Below are 17,360 nucleotides of genomic sequence, written 5' to 3'. Positions count from 1 at the left end.
GCAGCTGTTAACAAGGGGCCCTTCCTTACAAAGCGGCGGTCAGAAGCGGGCGGGCTCGCGGTAGACGCCCCACTCGGTGCGGAGGGCGTCGCAGATCTCGCCGAGGGTGGCCTCGGCGCGGACCGCGTCGAGCATGGCGGGGATCATGTTCTCGCCGCTGCGGGCCACCTCGACCATCCGCGCCACGGCGGCGGTGACGGCGGCGTCGTCGCGGGCCGACTTGCGCTCGGCCAGCACCCGGCGCTGCTCCAGCTCCACCTCGTGCGAGATGCGCAGGATCTCCAGGTCCTTGGCGACGGTGCCGGTGTGGCAGTTGACGCCGACGATCTTCTTGTCGCCCTTCTCCAGCGCCTGCTGGTAGGCGAACGCCGACTCGGCGATGTGCCCGGTGAACCAGCCGTCCTCGATGCCGCGCAGGATGCCGGAGGTCATCGGGCCGATGGCGTGCGGGCCCTCGCCGCCGAGCTGCTTGATCCGGGCGAAGATCTCCTCCGCCTCGGCCTCGATCCGGTCGGTGAGCGCCTCGACGTACCAGGCGCCGCCGAGCGGGTCGGCCACATTGGTCACCCCGGTCTCCTCCATCAGCACCTGCTGGGTACGCAGGGCGATCTCGGCCGACTCGTCGGTGGGCAGGGCGAGCGTCTCGTCGAGCGCGTTGGTGTGCAGCGAGTTGGTGCCGCCGAGCACCGCGGCCAGGGCCTCCACGGCGGTGCGTACCACGTTGTTGACCGGCTGCTGCGCGGTCAGCGACACTCCGGCGGTCTGCGTGTGGAACCGCAGCCACTGCGCCTTCTCGCTGGTGGCGCCGTACACGTCGCGCAGCCAGCGGGCCCAGATCCGGCGGGCGGCGCGGAACTTGGCGATCTCCTCGAAGAAGTCCACGTGGGAGTCGAAGAAGAAGCTCAGGCCGGGGGCGAACGTGTTCACGTCGAGCCCGCGCGACAGACCCAGCTCGACGTACCCGAACCCGTCGGCGAGCGTGTACGCCAGCTCCTGCGCGGCGGTCGAGCCGGCCTCGCGGATGTGGTAGCCGGAGACGGACAGCGGCTTGTACCGGGGGATCTCCCGGGCGCAGTACTCCATCAGGTCGCCGATGAGGCGCAGGTGCGGCTCGGGGTCGAACAGCCACTCCTTCTGCGCGATGTACTCCTTGAAGATGTCCGTCTGGAGCGTTCCGTCCAGTGTGGACAGATCGGCGCCCTGCCGTTCGGCGGCGACCAGGTACATGCAGAAGACCGGCACGGCCGGGCCGGAGATGGTCATCGAGGTGGTCACGCCGGCCAGGTCGATGCCGTCGAACAGCACCTCCATGTCGGCGGCCGAGTCGACGGCGACACCGCAGTGGCCGACCTCGCCGAGCGACTGCGGGTCGTCGGAGTCGCGTCCCATCAGCGTCGGCATGTCGAAGGCGACGGAGAGCCCGCCGCCACCGGCGCCGAGGATCATCTTGTAGCGCTCGTTCGTCTGCCGGGCGTTGCCGAAGCCGGCGAACTGCCGGATGGTCCAGGTCCGCCCGCGGTAGCCGGTCGGGTACAGACCCCTGGTGTACGGGAACTCGCCCGGCCAGCCGATCCGGTCGAAGCCCGGGTACGCCGCGCCCTCCGGCGGGCCGTACACCGGTTCGACGCTCATGCCGGACAGCGTGGTGAAGTCCGCGTCGCGCTTGCGGGCGGCGTCGTAGCGGGCCTGCCAGCGGGCCCGACCGGCGGCGATCTCGTCAGCGTCCATGCGCGGAGCTCCTTCTCAAGTCGTCGTCCCAAGCCCGAGTGTAGAGCGAGATCCTGAACGATCCTTAAGTGCATGCGTACCGGCCGGTAACTCGCAGGCGCCCGGCGCGAAGCCCCACCACGATCGTCGATCCGCAGGTCAGAGCGCTGTCTCACGTGCCGGACGGCTTGCCGCCGGAGCCTCCCCGGCCGCCCGGAGACGTGCCACACTCCCCGCCGTGGGCATGCACATCGCGATCGGGCCGATTACCTAGGCGGCGTACGCCTTCGCGTGCGTCGCCGGCCAAGCCACCCTGTCGGCTCGACACTGTGAGGCTCCCGTGACCACGTTCCCGTTTCCCCCCGACACCGTCGATCGCCAGCTTCCCGGCCCGGCCGTCCGGCCGCACGACGACTCCCCCGCCGGCGCGTGCACGATGGTGGTGCACCTCGGTGCCGGGCACTCCACCACCGGCCTGCTCAAGGTGCTGTCCGTCCTGCACTCACGCCGGGTCGCGGTGACGCACGTCCAGTACGTGCAGTGCCCGGACCGGTCGGCGGTGATGATCGTGGAGTGCTCCCCCGCCACGGCGTCGCTGGAGACGGTACGCAAGAGCGTCGCGAGGGCGATCCCGGTCGTCAGCGTCAGCGTGCACACCTCGCCCACCCGCGACGGTGTGCGGCGCCCCCGGGCCCGTCGCGGCAGGTGACAGTCAGCCCGCGGCACCGGAGATGCCGCCGCCGCGCATGACGTCGCGGGCGGTGAGCGCCACGTGCAGCGACAGGCGCCGCTCGCTCGAATCCAGGTCGACGCCGAGCACCCGCTCGATCAACTGCAACCGCTGGTACAGCGCGGACCGGGACAGCGACATCTCCTCCGCCGCACGCCGCTTGTTGCGCCCCTCGACCAGGTACGCCTCCAGCAGCGCCACGTGGTTCGTGCCGTGCCGCTCGTCGTAGGAGAGCAGCGGGCCCAGTTCGCGCTCGACGAACGTCTGCAGACGCACGTCGTCGCGCAGCAGGTACAGCAGGCCCCGGAGGCGGACGTCGAGGAGCCGGTAGAAGGGCCGGGGCTCGGCGGTGTGCGCCGTGGCGTCGGCCACCTGGGCCGCCTCGATCAGCGAGCGCCGCGCCAGGTCCAGCGACCCGACCACTGATCCGGCGGCGACCACGACGTCCGACCCGGCCCGCAGGCCCGCCCGGGTGAGCGCGGTGGACAGGCCGAGCAACGCGGCCTCGTCGGACTCGGCGTCGGTGAGGGCGACGAGCACGGTGACCTCCGCACCACCGAGCCCGTCGACGTCCCCGGCCAGCGCCGCCAGCCCGCAGTCGCGCACCGCCGTCTCCACCGCGTCCAGCAGTTCCCGGCGGCGCGCGTTCATCTCGGCGCCGGGCCCCGGGCCCGGCCGGCGCCGGCGGACCACCACCCCGAGCAGCCGCCGCTGTTCCAGCGGCACACCGAGTCCGCGCGCCCGCAGCGCCACGTCCCGGGTCGGCGCGGAGTGGTTGACGATGCTCCACAGCAGGCTGCTGCGCGCCTGCCGTTCGACAGACGAGTCGTCCCGGGCGACGAGCTGGTTCAGCGCGATGGTGGACGCGGCGCGCTCCAGCAGGACGCTCGTCCGGGCCGGCGGCTCCTGGTCGCACAGCAGCACCAGCCGCCCCCACCTGTTGCCCCGCGCCTCCACGCCGGTCACCAGCCAGCCCGAACGCGGCTCGTAGCCGGTGCCGGACGGGACCTCGACCGCGCGTGAGCGGGTCTCCCAGCGGTCGAGCAGCTCCTCGGCCGACAGCGGGCCGGTCTCGTACGCCAGCACCTGGTGGGAGAGGTTCTCCAGCACCACGGGACGCCGGGACAGACGGGTGACCTCGCGGAGCACCTGCCGGGGCTCCGCGCCCTCCACCGACAGCTCGGTGAAGATCCGGTGGATCTCGTCCTTCGCGAGCAGCTCGGCGGTCTGCTCCTCCACGATCACCGAGTGGACCACCTCGGTCACCGCCACGAACCGCATCTCCCGCTGGAGCGCGACGAGCGGCAGGTTCCGGCTGCGGGCCTGCTCGACGAGCGCGGCCGGCAGCGTCCCGCCGAACCGGCGGCCCAGCTCGACCACGACCCCGGCCGCGCCGACCGCTGCCAGGCCGTCGATCCACCGGCGCAGCCCGTCGTCGTCCGGCGGCAGGCCGATACCGGTGGTCAGCACCAGCTCCCCGCCGCGGAGCAGGTCGGCGATCTCCGGGATCTCGGCCACGTGCACCCAGCGCACCGGAGCGTCCAGGCGGTCCCGCCCGGCCATGACACGCGGCCCGGCCTGCTGCAACGCCGGCAGTTCGAGCACGTCGCGAACCGTCATCGGCATCAGACCGTCTCCCTCCTCGCTCCGGCGCACAGTATGTGTGCTTCTCCCGGGCGGGAACGACACAGTGCCCATTGCCCGGGCCTGGGGAAGCGCAGATGATCCGGGCATGACCCAGACAGCACCCGGCACCGTGCCCGCTCCCGTCCCGCTGGAGCGGGTGACCCACTGGATCGACGGCAAGGCGTTCGCCGGCGTCACCGAGCGTACGGCCCCAGTCTACGATCCGGCGCTGGGCACGGTCCGGACGGAGGTGCCGCTGGCCTCCGTCGACGAGGTGGACCAGGCGGTCGCCTCCGCCGCCGCCGCGTTCGCCTCCTGGCGGAACTCGTCGCTGACCAAGCGCACCCAGGTGCTGTTCGCGTTCCGGGAGCTGGTGAACCAGCACAAGCAGGAACTGGCCGAGCTGATCACGGCCGAGCACGGCAAGGTCGTCTCGGACGCCCTGGGCGAGGTCACCCGCGGCCTGGAGGTCGTGGAGTTCGCCTGCGGCATCCCGCACCTGCTCAAGGGCGGCTACTCCGAGGGCGTGTCCACGAACGTGGACGTCTACTCCATCCGGCAGCCGGTCGGCGTCTGCGCCGTCATCTCCCCGTTCAACTTCCCGGTGATGGTCCCGATGTGGTTCGTGCCGATCGCCATCGCGGCCGGCAACGCCGTCGTGCTCAAGCCCAGCGAGAAGGACCCGTCCGCGTCGCTGCTCGTCGCCCGGCTCTGGGAGCAGGCCGGCCTGCCCGCCGGCGTGTTCAACGTGGTGCACGGCGACAAGGTCGCTGTCGACCGGCTGCTGGAGCACCCCGAGGTCAAGGCCGTGTCGTTCGTCGGCTCCACCCCGATCGCCCGGTACGTGTACGAGATCGGCACCCGCAACGGCAAGCGCGTACAGGCCCTCGGCGGCGCGAAGAACCACATGGTGGTGCTGCCGGACGCCGACCTCGACCTGGCCGCCGACGCGGCGGTCAACGCCGGGTTCGGCTCGGCCGGCGAGCGGTGCATGGCGATCTCCGCCCTGGTGGTCGTCGAGCCCGTCGCCGACGACCTGGTGGCGCGCATCCGCGAGCGCATCGCCGGCCTGAAGATCGGTGACGGCCGCCGCTCCTGCGACATGGGGCCGCTGGTCACCCGGGAGCACCGCGACCGGGTCGCGTCGTACCTGGACGCGGGCGTCGAGGCCGGCGCCGAACTGGTGGTGGACGGGCGGAAGGTGCAGGTCGACGGCGACGAGTCCGGGTTCTGGCTCGGGCCGAGCCTGCTGGACCGGGTCTCGCCGGAGATGAGCGTCTACACCGACGAGATCTTCGGGCCGGTGCTGTCGGTGGTGCGGGTCGGCAGCTACGACGAGGCGCTCAAGCTGGTGAACTCCAACCCGTACGGCAACGGGACCGCCATCTTCACCAACGACGGCGGCGCGGCCCGCCGGTACCAGAACGAGGTCGAGGTCGGCATGGTCGGCGTCAACGTGCCGATCCCGGTGCCGATGGCCTACTACTCGTTCGGCGGCTGGAAGGACAGCCTCTTCGGCGACTCCCACGCCCACGGCGCCGAGGGCGTGCACTTCTTCACCCGCGGCAAGGTCGTCACCTCCCGCTGGCTCGACCCCAGCCACGGCGGAATCAACCTCGGCTTCCCCGAGAACGTCTGAGCAGCGGGAGAGACGCGACAATGAGCACCAGCGCACGCCGCACCTACGAACTCGACCGCGCCCACGTCTTCCACTCCTGGTCGGCCCAGGCCCTGCTCGACCCGATGGTCGTCGAGCGCGCCGAGGGCTCGTACTTCTGGGACGGCGACGGGAACCGCTACCTGGACTTCTCCTCCCAGCTCGTCAACACCAACATCGGCCACCAGCACCCGGCGGTGGTGGCGGCGATCCAGGAGCAGGCCGCCAAGCTGTGCACCATCGCGCCGTCGTACGCCAACGACGCCCGCAGCGAGGCGGCCCGGCTGATCGCCGAGCGGACCCCGGCGGGCCTGGAGAAGGTGTTCTTCACAAACGGCGGCGCGGACGCGATCGAGCACGCCGTCCGGATGGCCCGCCTGCACACCGGCCGGCCGAAGGTGCTGTCCCAGTACCGCAGCTACCACGGCGGCACCCAGACCGCGGTGAACCTGACCGGCGACCCGCGTCGCTGGCCCAGCGACAACGGCACCGCCGGGGTCGTGCACTTCTTCGGCCCGTTCCTGTACCGGTCGGAGTTCGGCGCCACGACCGAGGAGGAGGAGAGCCGGCTCGCGCTGCGCCACCTCGAACGCGTCGTGGAGATGGAGGGCCCGTCCACCATCGCCGCGATCGTGCTGGAGACCGTGCCGGGCACCGCCGGCATCATGCCGCCGCCGCCGGGCTTCCTGGCCGGCGTACGCGAGCTGTGCAACAGGCACGGCATCCTCTACATTGCCGACGAGGTGATGGCGGGGTTCGGGCGTACCGGCGCCTGGTTCGCCATCGACCACTACGGCGTGACGCCCGACCTGATCACCTTCGCCAAGGGCGTGAACTCCGGTTACGTGCCGCTCGGCGGTGTGGTGATCGCCGACCACGTCGCCGACACGTTCGCCACCCGCCCCTACCCCGGCGGGCTGACCTACTCCGGCCACCCGCTGGCCACCGCCGCCGCCGTCGCGACCATCAACGCGATGCGGGACGAGGGCATCGTCGAGAACGCCGCCCGGATCGGCGCGGACGTGCTCGGCCCGGGGCTGCGCGAGATCGCCGAGCGGCACCCGAGCGTCGGGGACGTACGCGGGCTCGGCGTCTTCTGGGCGCTGGAACTGGTCCGCGACCGCGAGACCCGGGAACCGCTGGCGCCGTACGGGGCCTCGTCGCCGGAGATGAACGACGTGCTGGCCGAGTGCAAGCGGGGCGGCCTGGTCGTGTTCGCCAACTTCAACCGGATCCACGTGGTGCCGCCCTGCACCGTGTCGGAGACGGAGGCCAAGGCGGGACTGGCGGTCCTCGACGAGGCGCTGACACTCGCCGACCGGCACACGGTCTAGACGTACGCCCATCACCGCCCGCCGGGTCCACCCCGGCGGGCGGTCCCATATCCGAGATCCGCGAGACGGCCGGCGACCCCGGTGACGCGGAGACCGACGCACCCAGAAGGTGACGAATGACTACCGTAGATCTCGCCGACCCACCGGTCACCAACCCCTTCACCGGCACCACCGACCTTCCGCGCGCCGCCGAGGGCTGGACCCAGCTCGTCACCCCGGACGGACGCCTGCACCCGGACGTGGACGTCGATCGAGACGCCCTCGGCCGCCTCACCCGCGACCTGTACCGGGGGATGCGGCTGGCCCGCCGCCTCGACGACGAGGCGTTCGCGTTGCAGCGACAGGGCGAGCTGGGCCTGTGGCTGCAGTGCCGTGGCCAGGAGGCCGCACAGGTCGGCTCCGTCGCGGCGGTACGCGCCGACGACTACGTCTTCCCGAGCTACCGCGAGCACGCGGCGGCGCTGTGGCGCGGCATCGGCCCGGCCGACCTGCTCCGGCAGTGGCGCGGCGTCGCGCACAGCGGCTGGGACCCGGAGCCGTACTCGTTCCACATCTACACGCTGGTGCTGGCCGCGCAACTGCTGCACGCCACCGGGTACGCGCTCGGCGTGCAGCGCGACGGCAGCGACACGGTGGTCGTGACGTACTTCGGTGACGGCGCGGCCAGCGAGGGCGACGCGAGCGAGGCCATGAACATCGCCGCCGTCAACGCCGCCCCGATGGTGTTCTTCTGCCAGAACAACCAGTGGGCCATCTCCACGCCGACCGCGTCGCAGACGCGTACCCCGATCCACCGGCGCGGCGCCGGGTTCGGTCTGCGCAGCGAGTGGGTCGACGGCAACGACGTGCTGGCGGTGTACGCGGTGACGTCAGCGGTGACCGAGCACGCCCGCGCAGGCAGCGGCCCCGCGATCGTCGAGGCCACCACGTACCGGATGGGCGGGCACAGCACGTCCGACGACCCGACCCGGTACCGCACCGACGACGAGTTGGAAGCCTGGCGGGCGCGGGACCCGCTGGCCCGGGTCGAGGCGCTGATGCGCGCCGAGGGCTGGAGCGACGAGACGTTCCTCGGCCAGATCCAGGCCGAGGCGGACGAACTCGCCGACCGGACCCGCCGGGAGTGCCTGGCCCTGACGGCGCCGGACCTCGCGGACGCCTTCGCCACGGTGCTGTCCGACGTGCCCCAGCTTCTGCGGGAGGAGCGCGACGCGTTCGTCGCCTACCGCGGCTCCTTCCTCGACTGACGTCCGCCCCGATCGGAGAACTCGTTCATGCTCACTCTCTGTCAGGCACTGAACAGCGGCCTGCGCCGCGCCATGGAGGACGACGACAAGGTCCTCCTGATGGGCGAGGACGTCGGCCGGCTCGGCGGCGTCTTCCGGGTCACCGACGGTCTGCAGAAGGACTTCGGCGAGGCCCGGGTGGTGGACACCACCCTCGCCGAGTCCGGGATCATCGGCACCGCCATCGGGCTGGCGCTGCGCGGGTACCGCCCGGTCTGCGAGATCCAGTTCGACGGTTTCGTCTACCCCGCGTTCAACCAGATCGTCTCCCAGCTCGCCAAGATGCGGGCCCGCACCGGCGGCCGTACCGCCCTGCCGGTGGTGGTGCGCATCCCGGTCGGCGGCGGCATCGGCGCGGTGGAGCACCACAGCGAGTCGAACGAGGCGTACTTCGCGCACACCGCCGGGCTGCGGGTCGTCTACTGCGCCAGCCCGGACGACGCGCACTGGATGATCCGCCAGGCCATCGCCGGTGACGACCCGGTGATCTTCTACGAGCCGAAGCGCCGCTACTGGGTCAAGGGCGAGGTGACACCGGAGGACGCCGGGCCGCCGATGCCGCTTCACCGCGCCCGCGTCGTGCGCCCCGGCGCCGACGTCACGCTGCTGACGTACGGCGGCACCGTCGCCACCTGCGTCGCCGCCGCCGAGGCCGCGGCACAGGAGGGCCGCGACATCGAGGTGATCGACCTGCGGTCCATCTCGCCGCTGGACGTGGCGACGGTCGAGGAGTCGGTCCGCCGCACCGGCCGGGCGGTGGTGGTCCACGAGGCCCCCACGTTCGCCGGGTTCGGCGCCGAGGTCGTCGCGCAGGTGACGAGCCGGTGCTTCTACTCGCTGGAGGCGCCGGTCGAGCGGGTCGGCGGGTTCAACCTGCCGTACCCGCCGGCCAAGGTCGAGGAGGAGTACCTGCCCGACCTGGACCGGATCCTCGACGCCGTCGACCGCGTCCTGGCCGCGTGAAGGGAGAGGTACCAGTGAGCGTTCAGCAGTTCCGCCTGCCCGACGTCGGCGAGGGCCTCACGGAGGCCGAGATCGTCACCTGGCGGGTCGCTCCGGGCGATCCGGTCGGCCTCAACGACATCCTGGTGGACATCGAGACGGCAAAGGCTGTCGTCGAGCTGCCCAGCCCGTACGCCGGGGTGGTGGACCGCCTGCTCGCCGAGGAGGGGCAGACCGTCGAGGTCGGCGCGCCGATCATCGCGATCCGGACCGGCGGTGACGCGGACGCCGCGCCGGATGCCGCATCGCCGCCCGCCGAGGAACGTACCGCGGTGCTCGTGGGCTACGGGGTGTCCGCCCAGGCGCGGACCCGCCGGCCCCGTCGCGCCACGCCGTCGGTCCGCCCGGCCGAGCCCGCCCGCCAGCCGCACACGTCCCGGCCGCCGGTGCTCACCAAGCCGCCGCTGCGCAAGCTCGCGAAGGACCTCGGCGTGGAACTGGCCGACGTGCGCGGCAGCGGCCCCGGCGGCCGCATCACGCGCCAGGACCTGCTCGACCACACCACCGGCCCGGCAGCGGCGACCGACGCCCGGCGGGACGAGCGCCTGCCCGTACGCGGGGTGCGCAAGGCGACGGCCGCCGCCATGGTCGCCAGCGCGTTCACCGCGCCGCACGTCACGGAGTTCCTCACCGTCGACATGACCGGCACCGTCGAGTTCGTGGACCGGCTCAAGCAGGACCCGTCCTTCCAGGGCATCAAGGTCAGCCCGCTGCTCGTGGCGTCGCTGGCGCTGCTGGACGCGATCCGCCGGCACCCGGACGTCAACGCCCGGTGGGACGAGGAGAACCAGGAGATCGTCCGGTTCGCCGACGTCAACCTCGGCATCGCCGCCGCGACGCCGCGCGGCCTGCTGGTGCCGAACGTCAAGGCCGCGCAGACCCTTCCGGTACGGGACCTCGCGGTCGCGCTGAACGAGCTGGCGGCCACCGCGCGGGAGGGCCGCACCCGTCCCGCCGACCTGGCCGGCGGCACCGTCACCATCACCAACATCGGGGTGTTCGGAGTGGACGCGGGCACCCCGATCCTCAACCCCGGTGAGGCGGCGATCCTCTGCCTCGGCGCGCTGCGCCGCATGCCGTGGGTCGTCGACGAGCAGGTCGTTCCCCGGTGGACGGTGCAGTTGTCGCTGTCGTTCGACCACCGGCTCGTGGACGGGGAGCTGGGCAGCCGGGTGCTCGCCCACGTCGGGCGGTTCCTGGAGGACCCGCTGTGGGGCCTGGCCCTGCGCTGAGGCCCCCGCAGACAGACGGCGCGTGGACGGACAACGAGGTCCGTCCACGCGCCGTCGCCGTACGCGCCGCGCGCGTCAGTCCACGACCTCGAACCCCACGCCGGCCGACGGCCGTGGCGCGACGTCGTCCGCCGCCGCGATGGGCTCGCCGACCTCCTCGGACGCGGCCAGCCGGAACCGCACGTACTCCAGCTCGCCGGAGAACTCGTGCCGGGCCGGGTAGCTCGGCGACACCGGCGAGTGGATGCTGCGCCCGATGTCCATGCCCGCGAACCCGTGGAAGAACGGCAGCAACCGCGGGAACAGCGCCGCGCCCGCCGCCTCGCCGTCCACGTACAGCCGGCCGACGCCCTGGCAGTCGGCGGTCTTCGTCAGCTCGAAGGTCAGCTCCACCGGGCCCAGCGGCAGCTCGCCCTCGGACCGCAGCACGTGGTGCTCGCCGAGGTAGTTGTACTCGTACACCAGGCGGTTGTCCTTGATGTGCAGCACGTAGCCGCCGCTGACGTTGCCGAGCGCCACGATCACGCCGCCCTGCGCCGCGTCGGTGCGGCGCACCCGCGCGGTGATGGCGTGCGAGCGGTTCATCGTCGGCGGCACCGCCGCGCCGGACACAGTCGGTACGCCCGCCAGGTAGGTGAAGACAAGCCGGTCCCGCACCGACCCGGGGCGTGGCACCCGGGCCCGGACCGCGAATCCCCTGTCGTCCAGCGGCAGCACGTCGTAGCGGGCCGCCTCGATCCAGAACTCCTCGATGAGACGCCGCAGCACCTCCGGGTACTCGGCGGCGAGGTCGCGGCTCTCGGTCGGGTCCTCGTCGATCCGGTACAGCTCCCAGCGGTCCTCGTCCCACGAGGTGCCGCGCTCGTGGAACGCGACGGCCTTCCAGCCCTGGTGGTAGATGCCACGGTGGCCGAACATCTCGAAGTACTGGCGGTCCCGCGACGGCGGCGCCGCCGGGTCGCGCAGCCCGTCGCGGAAGCTGCGGCCGTGCAGCGGCATCTGCGGTACGCCCCGGCGCACCGCCGGCGGCTGCACGCCGACCAGGTCGAGCACCGTCGCGGTGACGTCGATGCTGTGCTGGAACTGCGTGCGCACCTCCCCGCCGGGCACGTCACCGGCCGGCCAGCTCAGCACGAACGGCACCCGGACCCCGCCCTCGTGGGTGTGCTGCTTGTAGCGGCGGAACGGGGTGTTGCTGACCTGCGCCCAGCCCAGCGGGTAGTTGCTCTGCGCCCGCGGGCCGCCGATCTCGTCGATCCGGTCCAGGCTGTCCTGGAGGTTCTCCGGCACCCGGTTCTGGAACGCGGTGGGGTTGAGCGTGCCGAGCGGCGTGCCCTCGGGGCTCGCCCCGTTGTCCGACATGACCACGAAGATCGTGTTGTCGAGGCGGCCGATCCGCTCCAGGAAGTCGACCAGGCGCCCGAGCTGGGCGTCGGTGTGGTCGACCATCGCCGCGTACGCCTCCTGCATGCGGGCGAACAGGCGGCGCTGCTCCGGCGGCACGTCGTCCCACGGCACGACGCCGGGGTTGTGCGGTGGCAGCGGCGCGTCCGGCGGGACGATGCCCAGCCCGATCTGCCGCCGGTGCCGGTCCGCGCGGATCACGTCCCAGCCCCTGTCGTAGCGGCCCCGGTACTTCGCCAGGTACTCCGGCGGGGCCTGGTGCGGCGCGTGCGCGGCGGCGTACGCCAGGTAGAGGAAGAACGGCTTCTCCGGAGTGAACGAGGTCTGGTCCCGGACGAATCCGATGGCCCGGTCGGTCAGGTCCTCGGTGAGGTGGTAGCCCTCCTCCGGGGTGGCCGGCGGGTCCACCTGGTGGTTGTCGTGGACCAGCTCCGGATAGAAGTTGTCGGTCTCCGCCTCCAGGAAGCCGTAGTACCGCTCGAAGCCACGGCCCAGCGGCCACTGGTCGTACGGCCCGGACGGCGTGGTGTGCTCCAGCGGCGCGACGTGCCACTTGCCGACCGCCATGGTGTTGAACCCGGCGTCGGCGAGCATCTCCGCGACGGTGGCGGCGGCGTGGGTGATCCGGCCCCGGCCGCTGGGGAAGCCGCTGTCGAAGTTGGACAGCATGCGCATGCCGACGCTGTGGTGGTTGCGGCCGGTGAGCACGCTGGCCCGGGTCGGCGAGCACAGCGGCGAGGTGTGGAAGTTGGTGTACCGCAGCCCGGACGCGGCCAGCCGGTCGATCGTCGGGGTGTCGATCTCGGCGCCGAAGCAGCCGAAGTCGGCGAACCCGACGTCGTCCAGCAGCACGTACACCACGTTCGGGGTGCCCGGGGCGGCCGACGGCGGCGCGCTCCAGTGCTCCGTCGAGTCGTGGTAGGTGCGTCCGATCGTGCCCTCGTACGGAGGGTCCGCCAGCGAACTGGTCACGGTACGCCTCAGCCGGCCGTCGTGCCGCCGTCGAGGACGAGCGTGTGGCCCGTGACCATCCGCGCCTCCTCGCTGGCGAGGAACACCACCGCGTCGGCGGAGTCCCGTGGCGTCGCCATGCGGCCCAGCGGGATCGACGCGCGGAAGTTCTCCCGGGCGCTGTCCGGCACGTCGCCCATGCCACCGAGGAACGCCGACAGCATCGGCGTCTCGGTCGCCGCCGGGGCGATCGCGTTGACCCGGATGCCGTGCGGCGCGAGTTCCAGCGCCAGCGCCTTCATCAGGCCGATGACGCCGTGCTTGGCGGCGGTGTACGGCGCGTACCGGGGGCGGGCGATGACGGCCTGCAGGGACGCGGTGAACACGATCGAGCCGCCGCCGGCCTCGATCAGCGCGGGCGTGGCCGCCTGCGCGGTCCAGAACGCGCCCTTGAGGTTGACGTCGATCACGCGGTCCAGCGTCGCCTGGTCCACCTCGTCGACCGGTCCGGTGAACGGCGTACCGGCGTTCGCGTGCATGAGGTCGAGCCGCCCGAACCGCTCGACGGCGGTCTCGACGGCGGCGCGGCAGTCAGCGGCCCGGGTGACGTCGCAGGCCACGCCGACGACGGCGGACCCGAAGCCGGCGGCCGCCTCGGCGGCGCGGTCGCCGTCGAGGTCGGCGATGACGACGCGCGCGCCCTCCTCGACCAGCCGGCCGACGGTGGCCAGTCCGATGCCGCTGGCGCCTCCGGTGACGACGGCGACGCGGTCAACCAACCTCATGTGCTGCTCCTGTTGAATCGGTCCAGGAGGTCGCCGCTCAGGGTGGGCACCGCGGACAGCAGCCTCTGGGTGTAGGGGTGCTGGGGGTCGGAGTAGATCGATTCGGTGTCACCCGTCTCGACGATCCGGCCCTGGTTCATCACCGCGATCCGGTCGCAGAGGTACCGGACCACGGACAGGTCGTGGGAGACCAGGATCAGGGTCAGCTTGAACTGCTCGGCCAGGTCGGTGAGCAGGTTGAGGATCTGCGCGCGCACCGACACGTCGAGCGCGCTGACCGGCTCGTCCCCGACGATGACCTTGGGCCCGGCCGCGAGGGCGCGGGCGATCGCGATGCGCTGCCGCTGACCGCCGGAGAACTGGTGCGGGTAGCGGGTCACCGCCTCCTCGGGCAGGCCGACGGAGTGCATCAGCTCGGCCACCCGGGCCCGGTGGTCGCCGGGCAGGCGCAGCGCGCGCATCGGCTCCGCGATGATGTCCGCGACGCGCATCCGCGGGTTCAGCGACGACATCGGGTCCTGGAGCACCATCTGCACGTCGCGCCGCAGGAACGCGAGCTTCCGCTCCGGTACGCCGCTGATGCGCTGCCCGTTGTAGAACGCGGTGCCCGACGTCGGCTGGTCGAGGGCCATGAGGATGCGCGACAGCGTCGACTTGCCGGAGCCGCTCTCCCCCACGATGCCGAACGCCTCGCCCTCGTGGACCTGCACGCTCACGCCGTCCAGCGCGCGGATCGGCTGGCCCGGCGTACGCAGCGACCGCCGCGGGGCGCGGTACTCGCGCACCACGTCGACGGCTTCCAGCAACGGGGTGGTGGTCATGCGCTGGCCTTCCCGCTTCCTAGGGGCTGGTCGCTCTCGATCGGGTGGTGGCAGGCGGCCCGCTGGGTGCTGCCGGGCGGCGCCGTCAGCAGCGGCACGGTGCCGCAGACGTCGTCGGCGCGCGGGCAGCGGTTGCGGTACACGCAGCCGGTGGGGAACGACCCGAGCGACGGCACGCGGCCCGGGATCGTCGACAGCCGGCCGCTGCCGTCGGTGCTCTCCAGCACCGTCGACGCCCGCAGGCCCGCCGTGTACGGGTGCCGGGGCGAGTCGAAGACGGTCGTCACGTCGCCGTGCTCGACGATCGAGCCGCCGTACATGACGAGCAGTTCCTCGCAGATGCTGGCGACCACCGGCAGGTCGTGCGTGATGAGCAGCAGCGACGCGCCCTCCTCGCGCACCAGCGTGTCCATCAGCCGCAGCATCTCCGCCTGCACCGTGACGTCCAGCGCGGTGGTGGGCTCGTCCGCGACCAGCACGGCCGGGTCGCACGCCAGCGCGATGGCCAGCACGACGCGCTGGCGCTGACCGCCGGAGAGCTGGTGCGGGTACTTGCGCGCGGTCCGGTCGGGCTCGGGCAGCTGGACCCGTTCGAGCAGTTCGACGGCGCGGGCGGAGGCCGCCGCGCGGCTCATCCCCTTGTGCAGCCGCAGCGACTCGGCGACCTGGTTGCCGACCCGCATCAGCGGGTTCAGCGCGGTCATCGGCTCCTGGAACACCATGGCGATGTCGTTGCCGCGGACCGCGCACATCTGCTTGTCGGACAGGTCGAGCAGGTTCCGCCCGTTGAGCAGCACCCGGCCGGACGCCGTCACACCGTGCGGCAGCAGGCCCATCAGCGCGAGCGCGGTCAGGGACTTGCCGCAGCCGGACTCGCCGATGAGCCCCATCCGCCGGCCCCGCCCGATCTCGAACGAGACGCCCTTGACGGCCTGGATGTCGTGGACCTTGACGACGAGGTCCTCCACCACGAGCCCGCTCACGCCGGTCACCGTCCTCTCAGCCGCGGGTCGAGGGCGTCGCGCAGCCCGTCGCCCATGAGGTTGAACCCGAGCACCGACAGGGCGATGGCCAGACCGGGCCAGACGGCCAGCATCGGCTGCACGACGAAGTAGTTCTGGGCCTCCTGGAGCATCCGGCCCCAGGTGGGGGTCGGCGGCGGGGTGCCGTACCCGAGGTAGGACAGCGCCGCCTCGGCGAGCACCGCGTGCGCGAACGACACCGACGCCTGCACGATCAGCAGGGCCGCGATGTTGGGCAGCACGTACCGGACCATGAGCACCACGCCCCGGCGGCCGTAGCTGCGCGCGGCCAGCACGAAGTCGCTCTGCAGCACCTGCATCGCGCCGGCCCGGGTGAGGCGGCCGAACACCGGGACGTTGGCGACGCCGATCGCGATCATGCCGGTGAGCGTGGACGCGCCGAAGCCGGCGGCCAGGATGATCGCCAGCAGGATGGCCGGGAACGCGAACACGATGTCCAGCGCCCGCATCACCGGCTCGCTGAGCCAGCGGTGCCCGGTGGCGGCGAGCAGACCCAGCGGTACGCCGACGACGGCCGCGATCGCCACCGCGACGACGCCGACGAACAGTGTGGTCCGCGCGCCGACGAGGAGCTGGCTGACGATGTCCCGGCCGAAGTGGTCGGTGCCGAGCCAGTGGTCGCCGCCCGGGGAGAGCAGCGTCTGCGACGGGTCGACCCGGGTGGGGTCGTACGGCGTCCAGAGGAACGACACCAGCGCGGTGAGGACGACCAGGCCCACCAGGCCGGCGCCGATCACCAGCGTGAGGTTCCAGCGGCGGCGCGGCTTGACCGGGCCGGCCGCGACGACGTCGGCGGTGGCGTCCGGTGGGGCGTCGGCGACTGATGTCATGCCTTGCTCCTCAGCCTGGGGTCGACCGCGTGGTACACCACGTCGACGACGAAGTTGATCAGAAGCACCGCGGCGGTCAGCACCATCACCGTGCCCTGCACCTTCAGCAGGTCGCGGTTGCCCACGTCCTGCAGCAGCATCCGGCCGAGACCGGGCAGGCCGAAGACGTTCTCGATCACGACGGTGCCGATGAGCAGCGTCGCGAGTTGCAGACCGAGGACGGTGATGACCGGAATGGCCGCGTTGCGCAGCGCGTGCCGGGTCAGCGCCTGCGAGCGGCTGAGTCCCTTGGCCCGCGCGGTCTGGATGAAGTCCTCCTGCATGACCTCGACCACCGCGGACCGGACGTAGCGCATCAGGATCGCGCCCTGGGCCACGCCGAGGACCAGCGCCGGCATCAGCAGGGCCTGGACAGCGCCGCCGAAGTCGTCCCATCCGGTGAACCCGCCGGCGGGCAGCCACTGCAGCTTCACCGCGAACACGGTGATGAGCAGGATGCCGAGCCAGAACGACGGAACGGCGATGCCGACCTGGCTCAGCGCGGACAGCGCCGTGCCGATCGCGGTCCGGCTCTTCACCGCGGCGAGGATGCCCAGCGGTACGGCGATGAGCAGCGCCAGCGTCATCCCGGCCAGGATCAGCGGCACCGTGACGCCGAGCTTGTCGCCGATCTCCGAGCCGACCGACACCCCGCTCAGCGGCGAGATGCCGAAGTCACCGCGGATCAGGCCGCCGGCCCAGTCGAGGTACCGCTCGGTGAACGGGCGGTTCGTCCCGAACTGCTCCCGCAGCGCCTCCAGCGCCTCCGGGGTGGCGTTCACGCCGAGCATCGCCTGCGCCTGGTCGCCCGGCAGCAGCGACAGCATCGTGAAGACGAGGATCGACGCGGCGAACAGGGATACCGCGAGGATGGCCAGCCGCCGGACGAAGTAGATCACCATGCCTGTGTGCT

14 protein-coding genes are annotated in these 17,360 nt (G+C 72.2%); 6 read left to right on the top strand and 8 right to left on the bottom strand.

Going from position 1 to position 17,360, the window contains the following annotated elements; all coding sequences use genetic code 11:
• Positions 1–39 precede the first annotated feature (39 nt).
• Positions 40–1,728, bottom strand: coding sequence for a methylmalonyl-CoA mutase (locus HA073_RS19685; RefSeq protein ID WP_064447797.1), 1,689 nt, complete (start codon positions 1,726–1,728; stop codon positions 40–42).
• Between the two features lie 319 nt (positions 1,729–2,047).
• Here HA073_RS19685 and HA073_RS19680 point away from each other — a divergent pair, with 319 nt between their 5' ends.
• Positions 2,048–2,416, top strand: a complete 369-nt coding sequence (locus HA073_RS19680) for a hypothetical protein (protein WP_240925855.1) — start codon at positions 2,048–2,050, stop codon at positions 2,414–2,416.
• Positions 2,417–2,419: 3 nt separating this feature from the next.
• On the opposite strand, the gene HA073_RS19675 is transcribed toward HA073_RS19680, so the two are convergent.
• Entirely contained in the window at positions 2,420–4,063 is a 1,644-nt protein-coding gene (locus tag HA073_RS19675) for a PucR family transcriptional regulator (RefSeq protein WP_166457022.1), read from the bottom strand.
• Between the two features lie 106 nt (positions 4,064–4,169).
• Between HA073_RS19675 and HA073_RS19670 the strand changes: the two genes are divergently transcribed.
• From HA073_RS19670 to HA073_RS19650, 5 genes are all read left to right on the top strand, one after another.
• Positions 4,170–5,702: a CoA-acylating methylmalonate-semialdehyde dehydrogenase gene (locus tag HA073_RS19670; RefSeq protein ID WP_166457021.1), complete on the top strand. Its 1,533-nt coding sequence runs from the start codon at positions 4,170–4,172 to the stop codon at positions 5,700–5,702.
• Between the two features lie 20 nt (positions 5,703–5,722).
• Entirely contained in the window at positions 5,723–7,054 is a 1,332-nt protein-coding gene (locus HA073_RS19665; RefSeq protein WP_069087255.1) for an aspartate aminotransferase family protein, read from the top strand.
• Between the two features lie 116 nt (positions 7,055–7,170).
• Positions 7,171–8,301, top strand: coding sequence for a thiamine pyrophosphate-dependent dehydrogenase E1 component subunit alpha (locus HA073_RS19660; protein ID WP_166457020.1), 1,131 nt, complete (start codon positions 7,171–7,173; stop codon positions 8,299–8,301).
• Between the two features lie 27 nt (positions 8,302–8,328).
• Entirely contained in the window at positions 8,329–9,303 is a 975-nt protein-coding gene (locus tag HA073_RS19655) for an alpha-ketoacid dehydrogenase subunit beta (RefSeq protein ID WP_166457019.1), read from the top strand.
• A gap of 14 nt (positions 9,304–9,317) precedes the next feature.
• Positions 9,318–10,574, top strand: a complete 1,257-nt coding sequence (locus HA073_RS19650) for a dihydrolipoamide acetyltransferase family protein (RefSeq protein WP_166457018.1) — start codon at positions 9,318–9,320, stop codon at positions 10,572–10,574.
• Positions 10,575–10,649: 75 nt separating this feature from the next.
• Here HA073_RS19650 and HA073_RS19645 read toward each other — a convergent pair whose 3' ends face one another.
• The 6 genes from HA073_RS19645 to HA073_RS19620 are packed head-to-tail and all read right to left on the bottom strand — an operon-like array spanning position 10,650 to position 17,349.
• Positions 10,650–12,950, bottom strand: a complete 2,301-nt coding sequence (locus HA073_RS19645; protein ID WP_166457017.1) for an arylsulfatase — start codon at positions 12,948–12,950, stop codon at positions 10,650–10,652.
• Positions 12,951–12,958: 8 nt separating this feature from the next.
• Positions 12,959–13,714 (bottom strand): SDR family NAD(P)-dependent oxidoreductase, encoded by a 756-nt coding sequence (locus HA073_RS19640; protein ID WP_113974631.1) that lies wholly within the window; start codon positions 13,712–13,714, stop codon positions 12,959–12,961.
• Entirely contained in the window at positions 13,711–14,535 is an 825-nt protein-coding gene (locus HA073_RS19635; RefSeq protein ID WP_030503861.1) for an ATP-binding cassette domain-containing protein, read from the bottom strand. The genes HA073_RS19640 and HA073_RS19635 overlap by 4 nt, the downstream gene beginning before the upstream one ends.
• On the bottom strand, positions 14,532–15,518 hold the full coding sequence (locus HA073_RS19630; RefSeq protein ID WP_231915594.1) for an ABC transporter ATP-binding protein: 987 nt from the start codon (positions 15,516–15,518) through the stop codon (positions 14,532–14,534). The genes HA073_RS19635 and HA073_RS19630 overlap by 4 nt, the downstream gene beginning before the upstream one ends.
• A gap of 5 nt (positions 15,519–15,523) precedes the next feature.
• Positions 15,524–16,408, bottom strand: coding sequence for an ABC transporter permease (locus HA073_RS19625; protein ID WP_043328759.1), 885 nt, complete (start codon positions 16,406–16,408; stop codon positions 15,524–15,526).
• Entirely contained in the window at positions 16,405–17,349 is a 945-nt protein-coding gene (locus HA073_RS19620) for an ABC transporter permease (RefSeq protein ID WP_030503863.1), read from the bottom strand. Before HA073_RS19620 ends, HA073_RS19625 begins: the two co-directional genes overlap by 4 nt.
• Positions 17,350–17,360: the final 11 nt, after the last annotated feature.

Origin of the sequence: Micromonospora sp. CMU55-4 (genome assembly GCF_011602315.1) — a bacterium.
GTDB lineage: Bacteria > Actinomycetota > Actinomycetes > Mycobacteriales > Micromonosporaceae > Micromonospora > Micromonospora chalcea.
This window is presented reverse-complemented; position numbering and strand designations above follow the sequence as displayed.

Excerpts from the sequence above, each read along its gene's own strand:
- HA073_RS19640 (WP_113974631.1), bottom strand. The coding sequence starts at position 13,714 with ATGAGGTTGGTTGACCGCGTCGCCGTCGTCACCGGAGGCGCCAGCGGC.
- HA073_RS19625 (WP_043328759.1), bottom strand. The coding sequence starts at position 16,408 with ATGACATCAGTCGCCGACGCCCCACCGGACGCCACCGCCGACGTCGTC.
- HA073_RS19665 (WP_069087255.1), top strand. The coding sequence starts at position 5,723 with ATGAGCACCAGCGCACGCCGCACCTACGAACTCGACCGCGCCCACGTC.
- HA073_RS19660 (WP_166457020.1), top strand. The coding sequence starts at position 7,171 with ATGACTACCGTAGATCTCGCCGACCCACCGGTCACCAACCCCTTCACC.
- HA073_RS19635 (WP_030503861.1), bottom strand. The coding sequence starts at position 14,535 with ATGACCACCACCCCGTTGCTGGAAGCCGTCGACGTGGTGCGCGAGTAC.
- HA073_RS19655 (WP_166457019.1), top strand. The coding sequence starts at position 8,329 with ATGCTCACTCTCTGTCAGGCACTGAACAGCGGCCTGCGCCGCGCCATG.
- HA073_RS19670 (WP_166457021.1), top strand. The coding sequence starts at position 4,170 with ATGACCCAGACAGCACCCGGCACCGTGCCCGCTCCCGTCCCGCTGGAG.
- HA073_RS19675 (WP_166457022.1), bottom strand. The coding sequence starts at position 4,063 with ATGCCGATGACGGTTCGCGACGTGCTCGAACTGCCGGCGTTGCAGCAG.
- HA073_RS19620 (WP_030503863.1), bottom strand. The coding sequence starts at position 17,349 with ATGGTGATCTACTTCGTCCGGCGGCTGGCCATCCTCGCGGTATCCCTG.
- HA073_RS19685 (WP_064447797.1), bottom strand. The coding sequence starts at position 1,728 with ATGGACGCTGACGAGATCGCCGCCGGTCGGGCCCGCTGGCAGGCCCGC.